Source organism: Streptomyces sp. NPDC021019 (assembly GCF_044333295.1).
Lineage (GTDB): Bacteria > Actinomycetota > Actinomycetes > Streptomycetales > Streptomycetaceae > Streptomyces.
The window spans coordinates 267,358-287,799 of sequence record NZ_JBIRQR010000007.1; the positions used below are offsets into that span (position 1 = coordinate 267,358).

The 20,442-nt window shown below is 69.9% G+C and carries 19 protein-coding genes and 1 pseudogene; 4 read left to right on the forward strand and 16 right to left on the reverse strand.

Annotated elements, in window-relative coordinates; translation table 11 throughout:
- Positions 1 to 11: 11 nt before the first annotated feature.
- The 5 genes from ACH4RG_RS30400 to ACH4RG_RS30420 all read right to left on the reverse strand — a co-directional run bounded on the left by ACH4RG_RS30400 (position 12) and on the right by ACH4RG_RS30420 (position 5,262).
- On the reverse strand, positions 12 to 965 hold the full coding sequence (locus ACH4RG_RS30400; protein ID WP_397922757.1) for a helix-turn-helix transcriptional regulator: 954 nt from the start codon (positions 963 to 965) through the stop codon (positions 12 to 14).
- A gap of 162 nt (positions 966 to 1,127) precedes the next feature.
- Entirely contained in the window at positions 1,128 to 1,499 is a 372-nt protein-coding gene (locus ACH4RG_RS30405) for an FKBP-type peptidyl-prolyl cis-trans isomerase (RefSeq protein WP_361869066.1), read from the reverse strand.
- A 44-nt stretch (positions 1,500 to 1,543) separates the two neighbouring features.
- Positions 1,544 to 2,482 (reverse strand): FKBP-type peptidyl-prolyl cis-trans isomerase, encoded by a 939-nt coding sequence (locus tag ACH4RG_RS30410; protein ID WP_397922755.1) that lies wholly within the window; start codon positions 2,480 to 2,482, stop codon positions 1,544 to 1,546.
- Between the two features lie 149 nt (positions 2,483 to 2,631).
- Positions 2,632 to 3,993: a Pup--protein ligase gene (gene pafA / locus ACH4RG_RS30415; protein WP_026290808.1), complete on the reverse strand. Its 1,362-nt coding sequence runs from the start codon at positions 3,991 to 3,993 to the stop codon at positions 2,632 to 2,634.
- Between the two features lie 9 nt (positions 3,994 to 4,002).
- Complete coding sequence (locus tag ACH4RG_RS30420) at positions 4,003 to 5,262, reverse strand: MFS transporter (RefSeq protein WP_397922753.1); 1,260 nt, start codon at positions 5,260 to 5,262, stop codon at positions 4,003 to 4,005.
- Positions 5,263 to 5,397: 135 nt separating this feature from the next.
- Between ACH4RG_RS30420 and ACH4RG_RS30425 the strand changes: the two genes are divergently transcribed.
- Complete coding sequence (locus ACH4RG_RS30425; RefSeq protein ID WP_398540534.1) at positions 5,398 to 6,432, forward strand: LacI family DNA-binding transcriptional regulator; 1,035 nt, start codon at positions 5,398 to 5,400, stop codon at positions 6,430 to 6,432.
- Between the two features lie 57 nt (positions 6,433 to 6,489).
- Here the strand turns inward: ACH4RG_RS30425 and prcA are convergent, their stop codons facing one another.
- The 6 genes and pseudogenes from prcA to arc all read right to left on the reverse strand — a co-directional run bounded on the left by prcA (position 6,490) and on the right by arc (position 12,369).
- Positions 6,490 to 7,302, reverse strand: a complete 813-nt coding sequence (gene prcA, locus ACH4RG_RS30430; RefSeq protein WP_397922750.1) for a proteasome subunit alpha — start codon at positions 7,300 to 7,302, stop codon at positions 6,490 to 6,492.
- Positions 7,303 to 7,358: 56 nt separating this feature from the next.
- Positions 7,359 to 8,204 carry a proteasome subunit beta gene (gene prcB / locus ACH4RG_RS30435; protein ID WP_397922748.1) on the reverse strand — a complete coding sequence of 282 codons (846 nt, stop codon included), beginning with the start codon at positions 8,202 to 8,204 and terminating at the stop codon, positions 7,359 to 7,361.
- Positions 8,156 to 8,348: pseudogene (locus tag ACH4RG_RS30440) on the reverse strand (endonuclease domain-containing protein); the annotation flags it as partial. The pseudogene ACH4RG_RS30440 and the gene prcB, both read right to left, overlap by 49 nt.
- Before the next feature lie 157 nt (positions 8,349 to 8,505).
- The gene (locus tag ACH4RG_RS30445; RefSeq protein WP_003970166.1) at positions 8,506 to 8,724 is read right to left on the reverse strand and encodes a ubiquitin-like protein Pup; all 219 of its coding nucleotides are present in this window, start codon (positions 8,722 to 8,724) and stop codon (positions 8,506 to 8,508) included.
- Positions 8,725 to 8,855: 131 nt separating this feature from the next.
- Entirely contained in the window at positions 8,856 to 10,367 is a 1,512-nt protein-coding gene (gene dop, locus ACH4RG_RS30450; RefSeq protein ID WP_397922746.1) for a depupylase/deamidase Dop, read from the reverse strand.
- Between the two features lie 235 nt (positions 10,368 to 10,602).
- Entirely contained in the window at positions 10,603 to 12,369 is a 1,767-nt protein-coding gene (arc, locus tag ACH4RG_RS30455; RefSeq protein WP_398540535.1) for a proteasome ATPase, read from the reverse strand.
- A 240-nt stretch (positions 12,370 to 12,609) separates the two neighbouring features.
- Between arc and ACH4RG_RS30460 the strand changes: the two genes are divergently transcribed.
- Positions 12,610 to 12,921 carry a ferredoxin gene (locus tag ACH4RG_RS30460; RefSeq protein WP_265602516.1) on the forward strand — a complete coding sequence of 104 codons (312 nt, stop codon included), beginning with the start codon at positions 12,610 to 12,612 and terminating at the stop codon, positions 12,919 to 12,921.
- Between the two features lie 51 nt (positions 12,922 to 12,972).
- Here ACH4RG_RS30460 and ACH4RG_RS30465 read toward each other — a convergent pair whose 3' ends face one another.
- From ACH4RG_RS30465 to ACH4RG_RS30475, 3 genes are all read right to left on the reverse strand, one after another.
- Complete coding sequence (locus ACH4RG_RS30465) at positions 12,973 to 13,554, reverse strand: hypothetical protein (protein WP_397932097.1); 582 nt, start codon at positions 13,552 to 13,554, stop codon at positions 12,973 to 12,975.
- A 121-nt stretch (positions 13,555 to 13,675) separates the two neighbouring features.
- Positions 13,676 to 14,587, reverse strand: a complete 912-nt coding sequence (locus ACH4RG_RS30470) for a tRNA (adenine-N1)-methyltransferase (protein ID WP_097866996.1) — start codon at positions 14,585 to 14,587, stop codon at positions 13,676 to 13,678.
- Between the two features lie 72 nt (positions 14,588 to 14,659).
- The gene (locus ACH4RG_RS30475; RefSeq protein ID WP_397922740.1) at positions 14,660 to 15,910 is read right to left on the reverse strand and encodes a site-2 protease family protein; all 1,251 of its coding nucleotides are present in this window, start codon (positions 15,908 to 15,910) and stop codon (positions 14,660 to 14,662) included.
- A 177-nt stretch (positions 15,911 to 16,087) separates the two neighbouring features.
- Here ACH4RG_RS30475 and ACH4RG_RS30480 point away from each other — a divergent pair, with 177 nt between their 5' ends.
- Positions 16,088 to 16,933, forward strand: a complete 846-nt coding sequence (locus tag ACH4RG_RS30480; RefSeq protein WP_398540536.1) for a RecB family exonuclease — start codon at positions 16,088 to 16,090, stop codon at positions 16,931 to 16,933.
- 9 nt (positions 16,934 to 16,942) lie between these two features.
- Positions 16,943 to 17,614: a response regulator transcription factor gene (locus tag ACH4RG_RS30485; RefSeq protein WP_003970158.1), complete on the forward strand. Its 672-nt coding sequence runs from the start codon at positions 16,943 to 16,945 to the stop codon at positions 17,612 to 17,614.
- Between the two features lie 115 nt (positions 17,615 to 17,729).
- Here ACH4RG_RS30485 and ACH4RG_RS30490 read toward each other — a convergent pair whose 3' ends face one another.
- Together ACH4RG_RS30490 and ACH4RG_RS30495 are read right to left on the reverse strand one after the other, a co-directional pair.
- Entirely contained in the window at positions 17,730 to 19,328 is a 1,599-nt protein-coding gene (locus tag ACH4RG_RS30490) for an ABC transporter substrate-binding protein (RefSeq protein ID WP_397922736.1), read from the reverse strand.
- Positions 19,329 to 19,651: 323 nt separating this feature from the next.
- The gene (locus ACH4RG_RS30495; protein WP_397922734.1) at positions 19,652 to 20,362 is read right to left on the reverse strand and encodes an HAD family hydrolase; all 711 of its coding nucleotides are present in this window, start codon (positions 20,360 to 20,362) and stop codon (positions 19,652 to 19,654) included.
- Positions 20,363 to 20,442 lie beyond the last annotated feature (80 nt).

Here is a 20,442-nt window from a genome sequence, read left to right on the forward strand (position 1 = left end):
TTTCCCTGTCCCTAGTCCTTGGCCACGGCACGGAGCCGGTCCACCACATCGGCCCGCAGATCGGCGGGTTCCTCCACGACGACGTCCGGGCCGAACTCCACGAGCCAGGCGTCGAGTCCGTGCCCGTACGGGATCTCCAGCTCGTCCCAGCCGTCGCCGCGTTCCCTCACGGCTATCGCCCGCGACCGCAGCGGGTAACCGGCTCCGGCGCGCAGCCTGATCCGGGCGGTACGGGTCGCGGTCTCGCCGGCCCAGCTCTCGACGGTCTCGCGGACGGTGACGACGTCGGGCACCGCGGCGTCGAAGGCCCCGGCGCGGGAGCGGACCTTACCGGTGATCCGGGAGAGCCGGAAGACGCGTTCGGCGCCGCGCTCGCGGTCCCAGCCCGCCAGATACCAGTGGCCGCGCCAGCATTCGAGGGTCCAGGGTTCGACCTGGCGCTGCTCGGGGCGGGCGGAGTTGGCCTTGCGGTAGTCGAAGGTGACGGGGCGCCGGTCGCGGCAGGCCAGCATCAGGGGCTCGAACGCTGCCTCGTGGACGGGGATGCGGGGTTCGAGGGCGCTGTGGACCTCGTAGGCGTCCTCGGCCTCCGGCATTCCGGCGGCCCGGAGCTTCTGGAGGGCGCCGCTGGCGGCCCCGGCGAGGCGGGCCTGCTGCCAGACTTTGGCGGCGAGGCCGAGGGCCGCGGCCTCCTCGGCGTCCAGAGTGATGGGAGGCAGTCGGTTACTGTCGCGGCGGGCCAGGTATCCGGTGTCGCCGTCGAGGTTCTCGACGGTCTCGATGACGAGGCCGAGCTCACGCAGATCGTCCTTGTCGCGCTCGAACATCCGGTTGAAGGAGTCGTCGGAGCCCGCCTCGAGGTAGGCCTCGATGGATCCGCGGAGTTCGCGTTTGCTGAGTGGGCGCCGGGTCCCCAGCAGGCACAGCGCGAGGTTCATCAACCGCTCGGCCTTGGCAATCGCCATCGACGCCCTTTCTCTTGTTGCTCTACGACCGTCGACCGTACCGCCCCGGGGTGTGGGGACCAAAAGGCGGGCCGCCGACCGGAGAGCGGTGACGGGACCCGCCGGAGAGCGATGAGGGCCCCCGCCGTGCGGCGGGGGCCCTCATCGCGCAACCGGAACGGATCAGACCGCTACGAGGTCGCAGACGAAGATCAGCGTCTCGCCCGGGGCGATCTTGCCGCCGGCGCCGCGCTCGCCGTAGGCGAGGTGCGCGGGGATGATCAGCTCGCGGCGACCGCCGACCTTCATGCCCTGCACGCCCTGGTCCCAGCCGGAGATGACCTGACCGGCGCCGAGCTGGAACTTCAGCGGCGTGCCGCGGTTCCAGGAGGCGTCGAACTCCTCGCCGGTGGAGAAGGCCACGCCCACGTAGTGGACGGAGACGGTCTGGCCGGCCTGGGCCACCGGGCCGTCGCCCTCCCAGATGTCCTTGATCTGCAGGTCGGCCGGCGGCTCGCCACCCGGGAAGTCGACCTCGGGCTTCTCGATGCTCACGGAAACTGCTCCTCTAAATGATGAACTGGACAACCGGGACAGTCTTACACCTTGGCGAGGATGTCCACGGCGAAGACCAGGGTGGAGTTCTTCGGGATGGCCTGCTGCTGCTGGTCTCCGAAGGCCTGGTCCGGCGGGATGACGAGCAGCACCCGGCTGCCGACCTTCTTGTCGACCAGGCCGTTCTTCAGGCCCTTGAGGGTGACCTGGGACAGCGGGAAGGTCTGGGTCTTGCCCGTGGTGTACGTGTTGTCGAACTCCTTGGCGCCCTTCCAGATCATGCCGACGTAGTTCACGACGACGCTGTCGGACTCCTTGACGACCTCGCCGTCGGACTCCAGGACGTAGTTGGAGACGAGCTTCTTCGGCGGGTCGCCCTTGGGGATGGTGACCGTCGGGGCCTTGCCGTCGGTCTTGACGCCGACCTTGGGCAGGTCGACGTTGTCCTGGGCGACCTCGGTGCCCTTGGCGGAGGCCGGGATCTGGGTGGCCTTCAGGATGTCGACGACGAACACGAGCGTGGCGTTGGGCTTGATGTCGCCCTGGCCCTGCTCGCCGTAGCCGAGCTCCGGCGGGATGACCAGCTCGACGCGGCTGCCGACCTTCTGACCGACCAGGCCCTTGTCCCAGCCCTGGATGACCATGCCCGCGCCGAGCGTGAGGTCGAAGGGCTGCTTGCGGTCGAAGCTGTTGTCGAAGGGCTTGGTGGAGTCCCACGCCTGACCGAGGTAGTTGACCTGGATCGCGTCGCCGTTCTTGAGCTTCGCGCCGTCCCCCTCGCTGAGGACCTCGGTCTTCAGCTCCTTGGGCGGGTCGCCCTCCCCCTTGGAGAGGGTGGGCTTCTCGCCGAACTTGGCGCCCGCGGTGATCGCGGGGACGCCGTTCTTGGACGAGGCGGAGTCGGAGGCCTTGTCGTCGCTGCCGCACGCCACTGCCGACAGCAGCAGGAGGGGGGCGAGAAGAAGGCCGGCAATTCGGCGCACTGGTTCCTCAGATCTCAGGGGGCACGGTGAATCGGTCCCGCAACACTCTAGGCCCTTTGATTCGGTTGGGGCCGGACCCCGCACGCACGGCCCCGGCCCCCAGGACCGGTGGGTCCTGGGGGCCGGGGCCGTGCTGCGGTGACGCCGGCTCACATGCCGGCGATCAGCTTCTCCACCCGCTCGTCCACGGAACGGAACGGGTCCTTGCACAACACCGTGCGCTGCGCCTGGTCGTTGAGCTTGAGGTGGACCCAGTCGACGGTGAAGTCCCGCCGCTGCTCCTGGGCCCTGCGGATGAAGTCGCCGCGCAGCCGCGCCCGGGTGGTCTGCGGGGGCACCGACTTGCCCTCGAAGATCTTCAGGTCGTTGCAGATGCGGGCGGTCTGCCCCTTGCGCTCCAGGAGGTAGAAGAGGCCTCGGCGACGGTGGATGTCGTGGTAGGCGAGGTCTATCTGGGCGACCCGCGGGTTCGACATGGTCATGTTGTGCTTGGCCCGGTACCGCTCGATGAGCTTGTACTTCATGACCCAGTCGATCTCGGTGTCGATCCGGTCGAGGTCCTCGGCCTCGATCGCGTCCAGGGTGCGGCCCCACAGCTCCAGGACCTGGTCGACGGTGCCGGTGCGGATGCCCCGGCGCTCGACGAAGTCCACGGCCTTCTCGTAGTACTCCCGCTGGACCTCGATGGCCGAGGCCTCCCGGCCGCTGGCCAGGCGCACCTTGCGCTGACCGGTGAGGTCGTGGCTGACCTCGCGGATCGCCCGGATCGGGTTCTCCAGGGTCAGGTCGCGCATCACCGTGCCCGCCTCGATCATGCGGAGCACCAGGTCGGTGGCGCCGACCTTGAGCAGCATGGTCGTCTCGGACATGTTCGAGTCACCGACGATGACGTGGAGGCGGCGGTACCGCTCGGCGTCGGCGTGGGGTTCGTCGCGGGTGTTGATGATCGGCCGGGAGCGGGTGGTCGCGGAGCTGACGCCCTCCCAGATGTGCTCGGCACGCTGGCTGACGCAGTAGACCGCGCCGCGCGGGGTCTGGAGCACCTTGCCCGCACCGCAGATCAGCTGCCTGGTGACCAGGAACGGAATGAGGATGTCCGCGAGCCGGGAGAATTCTCCGTGGCGGGCGACGAGGTAGTTCTCGTGGCAGCCGTAGGAGTTTCCCGCCGAGTCGGTGTTGTTCTTGAAGAGATAGACGTCGCCCGCGATTCCCTCCTCGTGCAGGCGGCGTTCGGCGTCGACGAGCAGGCCTTCGAGAATGCGCTCGCCCGCCTTGTCGTGCGTGACCAGTTCGGTCACGTTGTCGCATTCGGGGGTTGCATATTCCGGATGCGATCCCACGTCGAGGTAGAGGCGGGCGCCGTTCCGCAGAAAGACATTGCTGCTGCGGCCCCATGACACAACACGGCGGAAGAGGTAGCGCGCCACTTCGTCAGGTGACAGTCGGCGCTGTCCCCTGAACGTGCACGTGACGCCGTACTCGTTCTCCAGCCCGAAAATGCGGCGGTCCATGACTGAACATTACGCCTTATGGCCTGAGCTGAAACCGGGTTCGACGGCTCCGTTTCGATCATTTTCCGATCCCGTCACGACGGAGGGCGTACGGGAGGGGGTCGCGAGGACGTTCCCGGTGGCCAGGAGGACCACCAGGGCAGCCACTCCCCCGGCCGCGGCGACGGCGAAGCTCCAGGCGGTCGAGCCGAGTTCGACGGCCGGTCCCGCGACGGCCGTGCCGGCCGCCGCGCCCACGCCGAACGTGGTGACGAGCCAGGAGAACGCCTCGGTCACCGTGCCGCGCGGGGCGTGCCGGTCGACCACGATGAAGGAGCAGGCGATGGCCGGTGCGAGGAACACTCCGGCGAGGGCCGCGAGGGCGGTCATGACCGGCACCGAGGGGGTGAGCGCCAGCGGCAGATAGCCCAGTGCCAGCAGCCCGACGATGACCCGCAGCCGTTTCTCGGGGGCGCCGGCCCACTGCCGCGCCCCGTAGCCGAGTCCGCCGATCAGCGCGCCGAGACCGAGGGCGGCCATCAGCCACCCGTACACCGATTCCCGGCCGTGCTCGTCCGCGTACGCCACCCCGGCCACCGTGATGGAGCCGAGGGCGAGCCCGACGAAGAAGAACGCGCCGAGCAGGGCGAGGAGTCCGGGCGAGCGCAGGGCGCCGAGCCAGTGCGCTTCACGGGGCGCGGAGCGCCAGGTGCGCGAGGGCTCGGACAGGACGACGGAGAGGGCGCCGAGGACCCCGATGGCGTTGATCACGAGCAGTGCGGCGGCCGGCGACCAGAGCGATACGAGCAGCGTCACCAGGAGCGGGCCGACGGTGAACATGATCTCCTGCGCCACGGCGTCCATGGCGTAGGCCCGGTGCACCTGGCCCTCGCCCTTGAGCACGCTGGGCCACAGGGCACGCAGACCGCCCTCCAGCGGCGGAGTGGCGACTCCGGCGATGACGACGGCGAGGTAGGCCAGCGGGAGCGAGGAGAGGCCGGTGACCGCCAGCAGCGACATGCCGAGCGCGGAGACCACGGCGGCCGGGAACTGGACGCGGGGCTGCCCGTAGAGGTCGACCGCCCGGCCGAGCAGCGGCTGCCCGACGGCGGTGGCCAGTCCGTAGGCGGCGGCGAGCGCGCCGGCCAGGGTGTAGCTGCCGCCCTCCGCCCGGGTGAACAGCACGATCGCGATGTGCGCGGTGCCGTTGGGCAGCCGCCCCACCAGGGTGCCCGCCAGCAGCCGGGCGGCATGCCGCGCCCGGAGGATCTCCAGATATCCCGCGGCCATCTCCGCCCCTCTCCGCCCCGACCGGCTGCGCCGCCCCCGAGGTGTTACGTATAACGTCGAGGTTCATACGTACCATGTGCGCAGTTCGCGGGTCCACCTCGCGGCGCTACGGAGACATCCCGCACGGAGGCACGAGTGACCAGCGCGCAGCAGCCCGTCCCCGCCCGGCCCACCAGCCGCGACGTGGCCCGTGCGGCGGGCGTCTCCCAGGCGACGGTCTCCCTGGTGCTCGGCGAGAAGTGGCCGGGCCGGGTGTCGGAGGCCACGGCCCAGCGGGTCCGGGACACCGCGGCGGAGATCGGCTACCGGCCCAATCTGGCGGCGCGCAGTCTGCGGCTCGGCCGCACCAGGACCGCGCTGCTGGTGGTGCCCGCGCTCACCAACGAGTTCTTCGCGCGGGTGTACGCCGGGGCGGCGGACCTCGCCGCCGAGCACGACTTCGGCGTGGTGCTCTACCCGTCGCCCGACGGCACGGGCCCGGCCCGGGACCCGTTCGCCTCGGCCCGCGCCGCGCTCGACGGGGTCATCGCCTCCTCGATGGCAGCCGACGCGCTGGGCGCGCTGCACGGGGCGGATATGCCGCTGGTGATGCTGGACAGCGACCCCTCGGACGCCGGACCCGCCGCCCATGTGAACCTCGACATCGCCGACGGGATGCGTCAGGTGACGGACCATCTGCTGGGGCTCGGCCACCGCCGCTTCCTGCATCTGGCGTCCGCCGTGGACACCTGGACGTTCGCGGTACGCGCCGGGGCGCTGCACGACGCGCTGGGGGCGGGCGGGGACGCGACGGTGCGCACGGTGCGCGCCCCGCTGAACGTACGGGCGGGGCGCGAGGCGGCCGAACAGGCCCTGTCGGCCATCGGGGACCGGCCCACCGCGATCATCTGCGACGACGACATTCTGGCCGCCGGGGCCTGCAAGGCGGCCCGCAGGCTCGGGCTGCGGGTGCCGGACGAACTGTCGGTCACCGGATTCGACGACCTGGCCCTGGCCACCGCGCTGGAGCCGGAGCTGACCACGGTGCGGCTGCCGGCGGAGCAGGTCGGGGAGCGGGGCATGGAGGCGCTCCTCGCGGTACTGGACGGCCGCCCCGTCCAGCGGGGCGGTCTGCCGGTCCGGCTCGTCGTACGCGGCTCCACGGCGCCGCCGCCCGCCGCCCGGACATGACGGTGCCCCCGGGCCGGGACCCGGGGGCACGGCGCTCCGAGGGGCGCCGCTCGTCCCCTACTTGTCCGTCTCCTCCGTGGAGTCGGGAGCGCTGTCGGCACTGCCAGTGCCGTCCGTGGTGTCGGTGTCCTCCGTGTCGGACGGGGCGTCCGTCGGCGTGCTGCCGGCGGTCTCCGTGTCCAGCAGCCGGGCCAGCTGACGGCCGACGATCCGCTTGAACTTGCGCTGCTGGGGGCGGGTGCGGTCCAGGACCGCGACCTCCAGGCGCTCCGCGGGGATCTCCCGCTCGCCGCCGCCCGGCTCCCGCGAGAGGGCCTGGACGGCGAGCTTGAGCGCCTCGGCCAGCGTCATCCCGTCGCGGTGGCGCTGATCGAGGAAGGTGCTGATCTGTTCGGAGTTGCCGCCGACCGCTACCGAGCCGTGCTCGTCCACGATCGAACCGTCGTGCGGCAGCCGGTAGATCTGGTCGCCCTCGGCCGCGCTGCCGACCTCGGCGACCACCAGCTCCACCTCGTACGGCTTCTCGGCCGCGCTGGAGAAGATGGTGCCGAGCGTCTGGGCGTAGACGTTGGCCAGCCCACGGGCCGTCACATCGTCCCGGTCGTAGGTGTATCCCCGCAGATCGGCGTAGCGCACACCGCCGATACGGAGGTTCTCGTACTCGTTGTACTTGCCGGCGGCCGCGAAGCCGATCCGGTCATAGATCTCGCTGAACTTGTGCAGAGCGCGGGACGGGTTCTCGCCGACGAACACAATGCCGTCGGCATACTGCAGCACAACGAGGCTGCGACCACGGGCGATGCCCTTGCGGGCGTATTCCGCCCGGTCGGCCATGGCCTGCTGGGGTGAGACATAGAACGGCGTCGACACCGGCTATCCGTCCCTTTCTGTCAGTGACGAGTGCGTCTGGAGGCTAGAGGTCCGGATCAGAGCAGCGCGGCGCGCGGGCCGTCGGGCTGCTCGAGTCGGCGTTCCAGGATGGAGCGCGCGATCTCGGAGGACTCCTGGTCGGTCAGCCTCCGGAAGCCTTCGTCGGTGATGACGGTGACGATCGGGTAGATGCGGCGGGCCACGTCGGGGCCGCCGGTCGCCGAGTCGTCGTCCGCCGCGTCGTACAGCGCCTGCACGACCAGGGTGAGGGCCTGCTCCTCCGTCAGGTCCTCGCGGTAGAGCTTCTTCATCGCGTTGCGGGCGAAGATCGACCCGGAGCCGGTGGCCGCGTAGCCGCTCTCCTCGGTACGGCCGCCGGTGACGTCATAGGAGAAGATGCGGCCCTTCTCGCGGTCGACGTCGTAGCCGGCGAAGAGCGGCACCACGGCGAGGCCCTGCATGGCCATGGCGAGGTTGCTGCGGATCATGGTGGAGAGGCGGTTGGCCTTCCCCTCCAGGGAGAGCTGGGCGCCCTCGACCTTCTCGAAGTGCTCCAGCTCCAGCTGGAACAGCTTGACCATCTCCACAGCCAGTCCGGCGGTGCCGGCGATGCCCACCGCGGAGTACTCGTCGGCCGGGAAGACCTTCTGCATGTCGCGCGACGCGATCATGTTGCCCATCGTGGCGCGCCGGTCGCCGGCCAGGACCACGCCACCGGGGAAGGACGCCGAGACGATGGTCGTCCCGTGCGGCGCCTCGATGGCCCCCTGGAGCGGCGGCAGGCTCCGGTTGCCCGGGAGCATCTCGGGCGACTGGTCGGACAGGAAGTCCATGAACGAGGACGAACCCGGCGTCAGGAAGGCAGCTGGTAGACGCCCGGTGCTACGAGTGTTGGCTTCCACGCGTTTCCCTCCAGGTATGCGATGGCCCTGCGCAGGAGAGTCAGGATCATCCCCCAACTTGCCGATGGCCGAATTGCCGTTGAAGCAAGTACGTACGTCACGGACCCTACCCGCCCGGCGGGAGTGATCCACATGTTCGGAGGGGGTTATCCGCACCGATCCGGCGAGACCGGGAAACGGCCCCGGATCGGCGGGCGGGGGTGACGACGCACGCCGTGGCGAACGCCGTCACCCCCTCCCCCATTGTCCGCGCATATCCGCGTGAGCACCCGGAACACTTCCGGGCGTTCACAGGGGTGAACTACTGTCCACCCTTTTGAACGAAGGACCGAACGAAGTCTTCGGCGTTCTCCTCCAGGACGTCGTCGATCTCGTCCAGGACCGAGTCGACGTCGTCGCTCAGCTTCTCCTGGCGCTCCGCGAGGTCCTCGGACGCCTGCGCGTCCTGCGCCTGCTCCTCGACCTCCTCGGTGGAACGTGTCGCCTTCTGCTGTCCGCCGCCGGTGTCCTTGGTCGCCATGTAGCTCACCCCGCTCGGTTCGAAGCAATCGAAGCTCTTGATCAGACCCTACCCACGGGGTCCGACATTTGACCCGGTAGTTGGTGCAACGCCCGCGCCTCAAGGTGATTGATTCCCAGCCCGGAGGCCTTTCAGCCGCCCGACAGCGCCCGGACCAGCTCCTCCGCCGTCCGGCAGCGGTCCAGCAGGTCCTTGACGTGTTCCTTCGTGCCGCGCAGCGGTTCCAGGGTGGGCACCCGCTGCAGGGAGTCGCGGTCCGGCAGATCGAAGATCACCGAGTCCCACGAGGCCGCCGCGACGTCGTCGGCGTACTGCTCCAGGCAGCGCCCGCGGAAGTAGGCCCTGGTGTCCTCCGGGGGCTTCGCGCGGGCCCTGGTGACCTCGTCCTCGTCCAGGAGGCGCTTCATCTTCCCGCGGGCCGCCAGGCGGTTGTACAGGCCCTTGTCGGGCCGTACGTCCGCGTACTGGAGGTCCACCAGGTGCAGCCGGGACGCGTCCCAGTCCAGCCCGTCGCGGCGGCGGTAGCCCTCCATCAGCTCCCGCTTGGCGATCCAGTCCAGCTCGCCCGACAGGCTCATCGGATCGGTCTCCAGCCGGTTGAGGGTGTCCTCCCAGCGGACCAGGATGTCCTTGGTCTGCTCGTCGGCGTCCGCGCCGTACCGCTCGTCGACGTACTTGCGGGCCAGTTCGAAGTACTCCATCTGGAGCTGGACCGCGGTGAGCGTCCGGCCGCTGCGGAGCGTGATCAGCTGCCGCAGGTCCGGGTCGTGGGAGACCTGGTGCAGGGTGCGCACCGGCTGGTCGACCGCGAGGTCGACGCCGATGAAGGCGTCCTCGATCATGGACAGCACCAGGGACGTGGTGCCGAGTTTGAGATAGGTGGAGATCTCCGAGAGGTTGGCGTCGCCGATGATCACATGGAGCCGGCGGTACTTCTCCGCGTCGGAGTGCGGCTCGTCCCGGGTGTTGATGATGGGGCGCTTGAGCGTGGTCTCCAGCCCGACCTCGACCTCGAAGTAGTCGGCGCGCTGACTGATCTGGAAGCCGTGCTCGTTGCCGTCCTGGCCGATGCCGACCCGGCCCGCGCCCGTGACGACCTGGCGCGAGACGAAGAACGGCGTCAGATGGCGCACGATGTCCGAGAACGGCGTCTCCCGCTGCATGAGGTAGTTCTCGTGCGTGCCGTAGGAGGCGCCCTTGTTGTCGGTGTTGTTCTTGTAGAGGTGGATCGGCTGCGCGCCCGGGATGGCGGCCGCCCGCTCGGCCGCCTCCGCCATGATCCGTTCGCCGGCCTTGTCCCAGAGCACCGCGTCGCGCGGATTGGTGATCTCCGGGGAGCTGTACTCGGGGTGCGCGTGGTCGACGTACAACCGTGCGCCGTTGGTGAGGATGACATTGGCCAGGCCGATGTCCTCGTCGGTCAGCTGGCTGGAGTCGGCGGTCTCCCGGGCGAGGTCGAAGCCTCGCGCGTCACGCAGCGGGTTCTCCTCCTCGAAGTCCCAGCGGGCGCGGCGCGCCCGGTGCATCGCCGCCGCGTAGGCGTTGACGATCTGGGACGAGGTGAGCATGGCATTGGCGTTGGGGTGGCCGGGGACGGAGATCCCGTACTCCGTCTCGATGCCCATTACTCGCCGTACGGTCATGCGGCCCTCCTTGCCCGGCGTCGGCCCCCTCCGGGGACGACGCTCAAGTACCGCTGCTGTGTCCGGTGCGTGTGCGGTGCCCGTCACCGCACTGCGCGACTCGGCGGTACCGCAGAGCCTAGAGCGCCTCTGCGCCGGTGGGGAGCTCCATTACGACATTGCTCCGGCACGGCCGGAACGGGGGAATGAAACCGGCTGCGGAGGCCCTTGAGGGCTTCCGCAGCCGGTCCGCGTATTACAGGTACTGGCCGGTATTGGCCACCGTATCGATGGAGCGCCCGGTGTCCGCACCCTGCTTTCCGGTGACGAGTGTGCGGATGAAGACGATCCGCTCACCCTTCTTGCCGGAAATCCTGGCCCAGTCGTCCGGGTTGGTCGTGTTCGGCAGGTCCTCGTTCTCCTTGAACTCGTCCACGCAGGCCTGCAGGAGATGAGCGACCCGCAGTCCCTTCTGGCCCTGTTCCAGGAATGCCTTGATGGCCATTTTCTTCGCCCGGTCGACGATGTTCTGAATCATCGCGCCGGAGTTGAAGTCCTTGAAGTAGAGGACTTCCTTGTCGCCGTTGGCGTACGTGACCTCCAGGAAGCGGTTCTCCTCGGACTCCGTGTACATCCGCTCCACGACGGACTGGATCATGGCATGGGCGGCGGCCGGCCGGGAGCCGGCGTGCTCGGCCAGATCGTCCGCGTGCAGCGGGAGCCCCGGGGTCAGGTACTTCGCGAAGATGTCCTTCGCCGCCTCGGCGTCCGGACGCTCGATCTTGATCTTCACATCAAGACGGCCGGGTCGCAGGATGGCGGGGTCGATCATGTCCTCGCGGTTGGAGGCGCCGATGACGATGACGTTCTCCAGGCCCTCCACACCGTCGATCTCGGCGAGCAGCTGCGGGACGATGGTGTTCTCCACGTCCGAGCTGACGCCGCTGCCGCGAGTGCGGAAGAGGGACTCCATCTCGTCGAAGAAGACGATGACGGGGGTGCCCTCGCTCGCCTTCTCCCTCGCACGCTGGAAGACCAGGCGGATGTGCCGCTCGGTCTCGCCGACGTACTTGTTGAGGAGCTCGGGGCCCTTGATATTGAGGAAGTAGCTCTTCCCCGTGGGCTGCCCGGTGACCTCGGCGACCTTCTTGGCGAGCGAATTGGCGACGGCCTTGGCGATGAGGGTCTTGCCACAGCCGGGCGGACCGTAGAGCAGAATGCCCTTCGGCGGGCGGAGCTCGTGCTCCTTGAAGAGGTCGGGGTGCAGGTACGGAAGCTCGACCGCGTCGCGGATCAGCTCGATCTGGTCGCCCAGGCCGCCGATCTTGCCGTAGTCGATGTCCGGGACCTCTTCGAGGACGAGCTCCTCGACCTCGCTCTTGGGGACCACCTCGTAGACGTAACCCGACCTGGAGTCCAGGAGCAGGGCGTCGCCGGAGCGGATGGTGATGTCCAGCAGCGGCTCGGCGAGCCGCACCACCCTCTCCTCGTCGGTGTGCCCGACCACCAGGGCGCGCTCGCCGTCCTCGAGGATCTCCTTGAGGGTGACGATGTCCCCGGCGCGCTCGAACTGCATGGCCTCGACCACGTTGAGCGCTTCGTTGAGCATGACCTCCTGGCCACGCCGGAGGTCCTCCAGCTCGACGCTGGGGCTGACGTTCACCCGGAGCTTGCGGCCCCCGGTGAAGATGTCGCACGTGCCGTCCTCATTGGCCTGCAGGAAGACGCCGAAGCCGGCCGGGGGCTGCGCGAGCCGGTCGACCTCCTCCTTGAGGGCCACGATCTGGTCACGCGCCTCACGGAGCGTGTTGGCGAGCCGCTCGTTCTGTGCGGACACGCCTGCCAGGTTCGTCTGCAACTCGACGATCCGCTCTTCGAGAATCCTCGAGTGACGCGGAGAGTCGGCGAGCTTACGTCGCAGGACGGCGATCTCCTGCTCGAGATAGGCAACCTGGCCGGCTGGGTCCTCTGACCCTCGCGCGGGCCGGATGCCGCGGTTGATGTCGTCGTCGTGGGCTGCCACGGTCCTCACCTCCTCCATGGGGAGCTGGACGCTTCCTGACCCTACCTGGGTGGGTGGTGATTGAAACCCCTAGATCACAAAGACTGCGGGGCGTGTCCGATCTTCACCCTTGCGCTCTCCCTCACGTCAAGGGAATACCCACCCTGCGCCACCGGAAAGCCGCCGGTTGTATCGTCGAACTGTTCAACACCCGTCAGGGCTGGCTCCAATTGGTTCAGATACGCAGGAACGGCAGGACACATGACCGTGCAGCAGGACTCGCCGGGCGACAGTGACACGCAGGACCTGGAGGTCTGGATCGACCAGGACCTCTGTACGGGCGACGGCATCTGTGTGCAGTACGCCCCCGACGTCTTCGAGCTGGACATCGACGGCCTGGCCTATGTGAAGAGCGGCGACGACGAGCTCCTGCAGAGCCCGGGGGCGACGACGCCCGTGCCGCTGCCGCTCCTCCAGGACGTCGTCGATTCGGCCAAGGAGTGCCCCGGGGACTGCATCCACGTGCGGCGCGTCAAGGACAGCGTCGAGGTGTACGGACCCGACGCCGGCTAGCCGGTACGGGGGCTCGCGCCCCGACGTCGGCCGGAGCCCCGCGGAGCGCGCTCAGACGCTGCGCGCGAGGTCTCCGGAGGTGCGGACGAACGCCTTCCCCTTCCACCGCCACGAGGCCTGTTCCTCCTGGTCGGGGCAGCAGCGGGGCACGTCGAGCGAGGAGTAGCCGAGCAGGGTCGCCGAGACGAGACCGTCGCGTACGGCGAAGTCCCCGACGGTCTTCCCGTCAGCGGGGTCCACCAGGGTCGCCACGACCCGGGGCGCGGCCCCGCTGCTCCGTGTCAGGACGTAGATGCCGCCCGGCGGGGTCCCCGATCCGGCGGCGCAGTGCACCACGGCGACGGTTTCCGGCCGTCCGTCGCCGTCGAGGTCCCCGGAGGCCTTCTTCGCGACGGTCGTCCCGGCACCGCCGCACTCCAGCGGGAACTCCACGCCGGCGGGGTCGGGAGCGGGCGCGGGGACGCCGTGCTGCGTGGTGGTCCGCTGCTCGGGGGCCGTGGCGGTCGCGGTGGCCGTACGGGGCTGGAGCAGCCCGGCCAGTGCGACGACCCCGGCCATCGCCGCGGCCGTGGCGAGCCAGTGCACCGGCTTGGCGGCGGTGTGGGCGAGGTCCGGGAGCGCGGGGGTCTGCACGCGGTCTGTCTCCTGATGGTTCCTGGAAGCCCGGTGAGGGGTGGGAACACCCTGAGGGGTGGCCAGCATCGTGCCACACCTCACATCCGGGCGGAACGGCGGCGCCGGTGCGTTGGGCGGGTCAGCCGCGGGAGGCGGCGGAGCCGCTCTGGCTGCCCGGTCCGTCGTAGTCGTCGCCGTAGGCGCCCTTGGACGGGCGGCGGCGGCGCAGCGGCGGCTCGACGCCGTCCGCGAGGCGGCGGGCGGTGACCAGGAAGCCGGTGTGGCCGATCATCCGGTGGTCGGGGCGGACGGCGAGCCCCTCCACGTGCCAGTTGCGGATCATCGACTCCCAGGGCTGCGGTTCGGCGAAGCAGCCGATCTCACGGATGGACTCGACGGTGCGCGAGAGCTGGGTGGTCGTGGCCACGTAGGCGCAGAGGATGCCGCCGGGCACCAGGGCCTTGGAGACGGCCTCCAGGCACTCCCAGGGGGCGAGCATGTCCAGCACGACGCGGTCGACGTCGGTGTCGGAGAGGTTGTCCTGGAGGTCGCCGACGGTCAGCTGCCAGGCCGGGTGCGGGGACCCGAAGTAGCGCTCGACGTTCTGCTGGGCGATCTCGGCGAAGTCCTCGCGGCGCTCGTAGGAGTGCAGCATGCCCTGCTCGCCGATGGCGCGCAGCAGGAAGGTGCTGAGCGAGCCGGATCCGACCCCGGCCTCCACGACCCGGGCGCCGGGGAAGATGTCGGCGAAGGCCAGGATCTGGCCGGCGTCCTTGGGGTAGACCACGGCGGCACCGCGGGGCATGGACAGGACGTAGTCGGGGAGCAGGGGGCGCAGCGCGAGATAGGCGACGTTTCCCGTGGTGCGGACAACACTGCCCTCGGGAGCACCGATCAGCTCGTCGTGCGGGAAAGAACCCTTGTGGGTGTGGAAGTTCTTTCCGGCTTCGAGCGTGAAGGTGTAGTGGCGGCCCTTGGGGTCGGTGAGCTGTACCTGGTCCCCGACCTTGAAGGGCCCACGTCGGCGGGCGGCACCGGTCGGTTCAGACATGTGACCAGCCTACCGGTGATTCCCCGGCCGCCGACCGCCCGGGCCGCGGCCGTCGACCGTCCGGGAGGGCCGTCAGGCGCCGGGGCGGGCCATGGCCTTGACGAAGGCGCGCTCCACGTCGGCGGTGGAGAGGACTCCGTAGATCTCGCCGGTCTCCTCGACGACCAGGTACTCGGTGGCGGGGGTGGCCTTGAGCCGGTCCAGGAGGGCTTCGCCGGCCAGTTCCGCGGGGACCTTCATGCCGTCGGTGAGGTCCTGGGCGAGGCCGCTGACGGCGACCCAGGGGCGGCGGTGTTCGGGGACGCCGACGATGGCGGCCTCGCGGACGACGCCCTTGGGGTTGCCCTGTCCGTCGACGACGACGAGGGCGCGGGCGCCCGCCTCGTTGGCCCGGCGCAGCGCTTCGGAGAGCGGGGTGGCGGACTCGACGGGGACGGCGCGACGGGTCAGGGTGCGGGCCCGGAGGTCGGGCAGGTGCTCGCGGAGGCGGGCCATGCGCAGGCTGTTCCCGGCGCCGGTCCAGATGATGCCCGCGAGGATCGCGGCGAGCAGCGCGTCCATGACGGTCTCGACGCCGCCGATCTTCTGGGCGGTGCCGCCGAGTACTCCGGTGTGGGTGAGCAGCGGCAGTCCGACGAGGACGACGACGGCGAGGCCGCGGCCGACCCAGGCGGCGGCGATGGTGCCGCTCATGGGCTTGCCGGTGATCTTCCAGACGACGGCGCGGAGCATCCGGCCGCCGTCCAGCGGCAGGCCGGGCAGCAGGTTGAAGGCGGCCACGATGAGGTTGGAGATCATCAGGCCCGCGACCAGGACGCCGGGGACCGTGCCGGGCTCGACGAGCTGCATCGCTCCGTAGAAGACGCCGCCGAGGACCAGGGACAGGAGCGGTCCCACGAAGGCCAGGACGAACTCGCGGCCGGGTGTCTCGCTCTCCTTCTCGATCTCCGAGACTCCGCCGAAGAACTGGAGCTGGATGCGGCGGACGGGGAGCTCGTAGCGCAGCGCGGCGACCGTGTGGGCCAGTTCGTGGACGAGCACGGAGGCGTAGAAGGCAATGGCGAAGAACAGGGCGACGAGGTAGCGGGCGGCGCCCAGCTCGGGCAGCACACGGTCGAGCTGGCCGCCGAACACCCAGGTGATCAGCGCGGCGACGACGAACCAGCTGGGGGCGACGTAGACGGGCACGCCGAAGGGCCGGCCCATGAGCAGGCCGCCGCCCGGCTCGGCGGGGCGTTTCGGCTTGCCGTTGTCGGGATCGGCGCCGGGGGCCGTTCCCCCTGCGCCGGGCTGCGGCCGCCCGCTGTCGCCGCTGTCGTCCACGGGGTCCCTTCGGTTCGGTGAGTGGCGTTCGCCACGATCATGCAGTGTGCGAGGGTCTGCCGTCGATGGTATGCCGCTCGCTGTCAGTGGCGGGCCGTAGGGTCTTCAGACATGACTTCCGTGCCGCGGCCGCCCCAGCCGCCTTCGTCCCTGTCGCCGTCGCGGGCGAGCGATTTCATGCAGTGTCCCTTGCTCTACCGCTTCCGCGTCATTGACAAGCTGCCGGAGAAGCCCAGCGAGGCGGCTACCCGCGGCACGCTGGTCCATGCGGTGCTGGAGCGGCTCTTCGACGCACCGGCGGCCGACCGGACGGCGCCGCGGGCGCGGGCGCTCATTCCCGGCCAGTGGGACCGGCTGCTGGAGTCGAAGCCGGAGCTGACCGAGCTGTTCGCCGGGGACACCGGGGGGGAGCGCCTGACGCGCTGGCTGGGTGAGGCGGAGCGGTTGGTGGACCGGTGGTTCTCGCTGGAGGACCCGACGCTCCTCGAGCCGGCGGAGCGTGAGCTGTTCGTCGAGACGGAGCTGGAGTCGGGGCTGCGGCTGCGCGGGGTGATCGACCGGGTGGACGTCGCGCCGAGCGGCGAGGTCCGGATCGTCGACTACAAGACGGGGAAGGCGCCGCGGCCGGAGTATTCCGACGGTCCGCTGTTCCAGATGACGTTCTACGCGCTGGTGATCTGGCGGCTGAAGGGCGTGGTGCCGCGCCGCCTCCAGCTGGTCTATCTGGGCAGCGGCGACGTGCTGACGTACGACCCGCTGGTGGCGGACCTGGAGCGGGTGGAGCGCAAGCTGCTGGCGCTGTGGGAGGCGATCTCGCTGGCGACGGAGACCGGTGACTGGCGGCCCCGGCCGACGAAGCTGTGCGGCTGGTGCGACCACCAGGCGGTGTGCCCGGAATTCGGCGGGACTCCCCCGGTATATCCGCTGTCGGTCCGCCCTGCGGATTCGGGCGAGGATGGCCAGGGCAGAATGGGACCGGTCCGGGCCGAGGCCGGCCGTGCCGTGGCCCTTGAGGGCCCTTAAGGAGTTCCTGTGGCGATCCGCGTCCTTCTGGTCGATGACCAGCCTCTGCTGCGCACCGGTTTCCGGATGATTCTGGAGGCCGAAGGCGATCTGGCGGTGGTCGGTGAGGCCGGTGACGGTCTGCAGGCCATCGATCAGGTGCGGGCGCTGCAGCCCGATGTGGTGCTGATGGACATCCGGATGCCACGGATGGACGGCGTGGAGGCCACGCGTCAGATCACCGGCCCCGGGAAGGACGGCCCGGCGAAGGTGCTGGTGCTGACCACCTTCGATCTCGACGAGTACGTGGTGGAGGCGTTGCGTGCCGGGGCGAGCGGCTTCCTGCTGAAGGACGCTCCGGCGGCGGAGCTGGTGCAGGCGATCCGGGTGGTGGCGGCGGGCGAGGCGATGCTCGCGCCGAGCATCACGCGCCGTCTGCTGGACAAGTACGCGGACCACCTGCCGTCCGGTGAGGACCCGGTGCCGGACGCCCTGCACACGCTGACGGACCGTGAGGTCGAGGTGTTGAAGCTGGTGGCGCGGGGCCTGTCCAACGCGGAGATCGCAGCGGATCTGTTCGTCAGCGAGACGACGGTCAAGACGCATGTGGGCCACGTGCTGACGAAGCTGGGCCTGCGCGACCGGGTGCAGGCCGCGGTGTACGCGTACGAGAGCGGGCTGGTGCGTCCCGGCGCGCAGTAGCGGCCCCGAGCACCCGCACCACAACGCACACGCACCCGCACACGACGAAGCCGTCCGGCCCGTCCCCCTCCTGTTCCAAGGAGGGGGACGGGCCGGACGGCTTTCCGGTCGGGTCTCAGACGCTGGGCCGGTTGAGCTCCCACAGTTGGAGTTCGGAGGTGGCGCTGACGGAGCGCTCCACGCCGGCGATCCCGTCGCGGGAGGCCACGTACTGCTTGCCCTGCCAGATCGGCAGCACCGGGACATCGGTGGCGACGATGTCCTGGAGCTTCTCGTAGGTGGCGCCGGCGGCGGTGCGGTCGGTCTCGCGGCGGGACTGCGGAATGAGGACCTTCTGCGCCTCGCGCGAGCGGTAGGGCGAGTTGAGGAAGTTGTTCTCGTCCAGGAAGGGCGCGGTGTAGTTGTCCGGGTCCGGGAAGTCGGGGAACCAGCCCATGCCGTAGGCCGCGTAGTCGCCGCGCTTCTGCTCGGGACGGTACTGCGACCACTCCTTGCCCTGGACGGAGACGTCGAAGAGGCCCGAGCTGTTCAGCTGCCGCTGGATCGCCTTGAACTCCTTGGCGGTGGCCGGGCCGTAGTGGTCGCTGGTGTAGTGCAGGGTGAACTTCACCGGCGTCCTGATCCCGGCGTCGTCGAGGATCGCCCGGGCCTTGGCGGTGCTGGGCTCGCCGTACTTGTTGAAGAAGGCGTTGGTGTGCCCGGCGATGCTGGACGGGATCAGCGAGTAGAGCGGCTCGGCGGTGGTGCCGTACACCTTGCCCGCGATCGCGCCCCGGTCGACGATCTGCGCGATGGCCTGCCGGACGGGCTTGCTGACCGCCGGATCCTTGGTGTCGAACCCGATGTAGCTGATGGCCAGGCCGGGCAGCTCGGTGAGCTCGACGCCCTCCTCCGGCTCCACGAGCATGTCGCGGGCCTGCTGGGGCGACATCGCCCGGGTCATCATGTGGATCTTCTCCTCGTCGAGCGCCTTGCCCATGGCCTCGGCGTCGGGGAACAGTTCCATCTCGACCTTGTCGTTGAGGACCTTCAGTTCGCCCTTGTACGAGGGGTTCTTGGTGAAGGCGATCTCGGCGACCCGGCCGTCCTCGACCCGCGGCTTCATGGTGTACGGGCCGGAGCCGTTCACCTGGAAGCCGGTGCGCCCCTCCTTCGCCGGGTAGTGCGCCTTCGGGACGATACCGGCGGCGGGGGTGGCGAGCTTGTACGGGAAGGTCGCGTCGGGCGCGTTCAGGTGGAAGATCACCTGGTCATCGCCCTTGGTCTCGATCATGTCGATGTTGGCGAGCAGTCCGACCGGCCCGCTGTCCGCGTCGATGTCGATGACGCGCTGGATGGAGTGCTTCACGTCCTCGGCGGTGACGGCCGTCCCGTCGGCGAAGGTGAGGCCCGCCCGCAGGGTGCAGCGGTAGCTCTCGTTCGCGGTGTCGGTGAAGGTGCAGCTGCGGGCGGCCTCGGGCACCGGCTCGCCGCCGCCGCTCGGCACCGTGGTCAAGGTCTGCACGGTCTGCCGCAGGACGTTCCAGACGCCCGCCTCGTAGCCGATGGCCGGGTCGAGCGGCGCGGGGTTCTCCTTGGAGGCGACGAGCTGGTCCGTGGTGCCGACGACGATGGCTCCCTTGCCACCGGCGCCGCTGTCCGTGCTGCCGCAGGCGGCGAGCACGGGGGCGAGCAGGCCGACGACGGCCGGCAGCACCAGGGTCTTGCGGTTCATCTGGACGTTCTCCCTCATCCCGGCAGGTGAGGAATCAAAGCTAGTAGCCGGGGGTGACACCTCCGACCGTCCGGCCGGTGGCTCCCGCGCCTCCGGCGACCGGGCGGGGTGACATACGCCCACCATTACGGACAGCTCCCCCGATCCCGGCAGCCCTCCGGAGGCCCCCGGGTGAGGAAGGTCACTTGACGGACCTCTTCACAGATGCGACCCGCAACTGATCCACATCCACGGAACGTTGCCGGAACGCACACGGGGACGACCAGAAAATCCGCGGTTCGTTCACAAGTGCGCGGCGGGCGCGGGCGCACCCCCGGTGCGGGTCAGCCCGTTCCGCCCGCCTGGGTGATGAGCTTGCGCAGGAAGGCGAGGTCGACCTCTTCTAGGGAGCCGACGACCACGCGTCCGGCCGCGGGCGCGATCGGGGCGACGGACGGCACGGCGACGACCCGGCAGCCGGCGGCCTCGGCGGCGGCCACCCCGGTCGCCGTGTCCTCGATGACGGCACAGCGCCAGGGGTCGGCGCCGAAGCCCGCGGCCGCGGTGAGGTAGGGCTCGGGGTGGGGCTTGGTCCGGGCGACCTCGTCCCCGGCGACGGTGAGCGCGAAGTGGTGGCGGCCCACCGATTCCAGCACCCGGTCGATGATCCGGCGGTGCGAGGCGGAGACGAGCGCGGTGGGCACCTCGTACGCGGCCAGTTCGGCGAGCAGCCGCTCGGCGCCCGGCATCAGCGGCACCCCGCGCTCGATGCGCTTCTCGAATCCGTCGTTGAGCAGCACCGTCAGCTGGTCCAGCCGGATGTCGGCGCCGGTGACGTCGATGAGGTAGCCGGCGCTGCGGGTCATCGGACCGCCGACGACCACGTCCCGCCAGGCCTCTTCCAGCCGGTGCCCGAGGCCTGCGAAGACCTCCTTCTCGACGTCCCACCAGAAGCCCTCGGTATCGACCAGGGTTCCGTCCATGTCGAGAAGGACCGCCTGCAGGGCGGCGCCTTCGGCCGTGCGGGTCAAGGACGCGGGGACCGTACTGGTCATCCGGCACACCTTCCGTAAGGGACGAGAAGGCCGGCCGCCATTCCCGGAGAACGGGAGGGCGACCGGCCTGCACTGGACCG

Bases quoted from the DNA above. Each gene is read 5' to 3' on its own strand.
- ACH4RG_RS30400 (WP_397922757.1), bottom strand. From the start codon at position 965: ATGGCGATTGCCAAGGCCGAGCGGTTGATGAACCTCGCGCTGTGCCTG.
- pafA (WP_026290808.1), bottom strand. From the start codon at position 3,993: ATGGACCGCCGCATTTTCGGGCTGGAGAACGAGTACGGCGTCACGTGC.
- ACH4RG_RS30420 (WP_397922753.1), bottom strand. From the start codon at position 5,262: ATGGCCGCGGGATATCTGGAGATCCTCCGGGCGCGGCATGCCGCCCGG.
- ACH4RG_RS30445 (WP_003970166.1), bottom strand. From the start codon at position 8,724: ATGGCGACCAAGGACACCGGCGGCGGACAGCAGAAGGCGACACGTTCC.
- dop (WP_397922746.1), bottom strand. From the start codon at position 10,367: ATGACCGTACGGCGAGTAATGGGCATCGAGACGGAGTACGGGATCTCC.
- ACH4RG_RS30460 (WP_265602516.1), top strand. From the start codon at position 12,610: ATGACCGTGCAGCAGGACTCGCCGGGCGACAGTGACACGCAGGACCTG.
- ACH4RG_RS30470 (WP_097866996.1), bottom strand. From the start codon at position 14,587: ATGTCTGAACCGACCGGTGCCGCCCGCCGACGTGGGCCCTTCAAGGTC.
- ACH4RG_RS30480 (WP_398540536.1), top strand. From the start codon at position 16,088: ATGCAGTGTCCCTTGCTCTACCGCTTCCGCGTCATTGACAAGCTGCCG.
- ACH4RG_RS30490 (WP_397922736.1), bottom strand. From the start codon at position 19,328: ATGAACCGCAAGACCCTGGTGCTGCCGGCCGTCGTCGGCCTGCTCGCC.
- ACH4RG_RS30495 (WP_397922734.1), bottom strand. From the start codon at position 20,362: ATGACCAGTACGGTCCCCGCGTCCTTGACCCGCACGGCCGAAGGCGCC.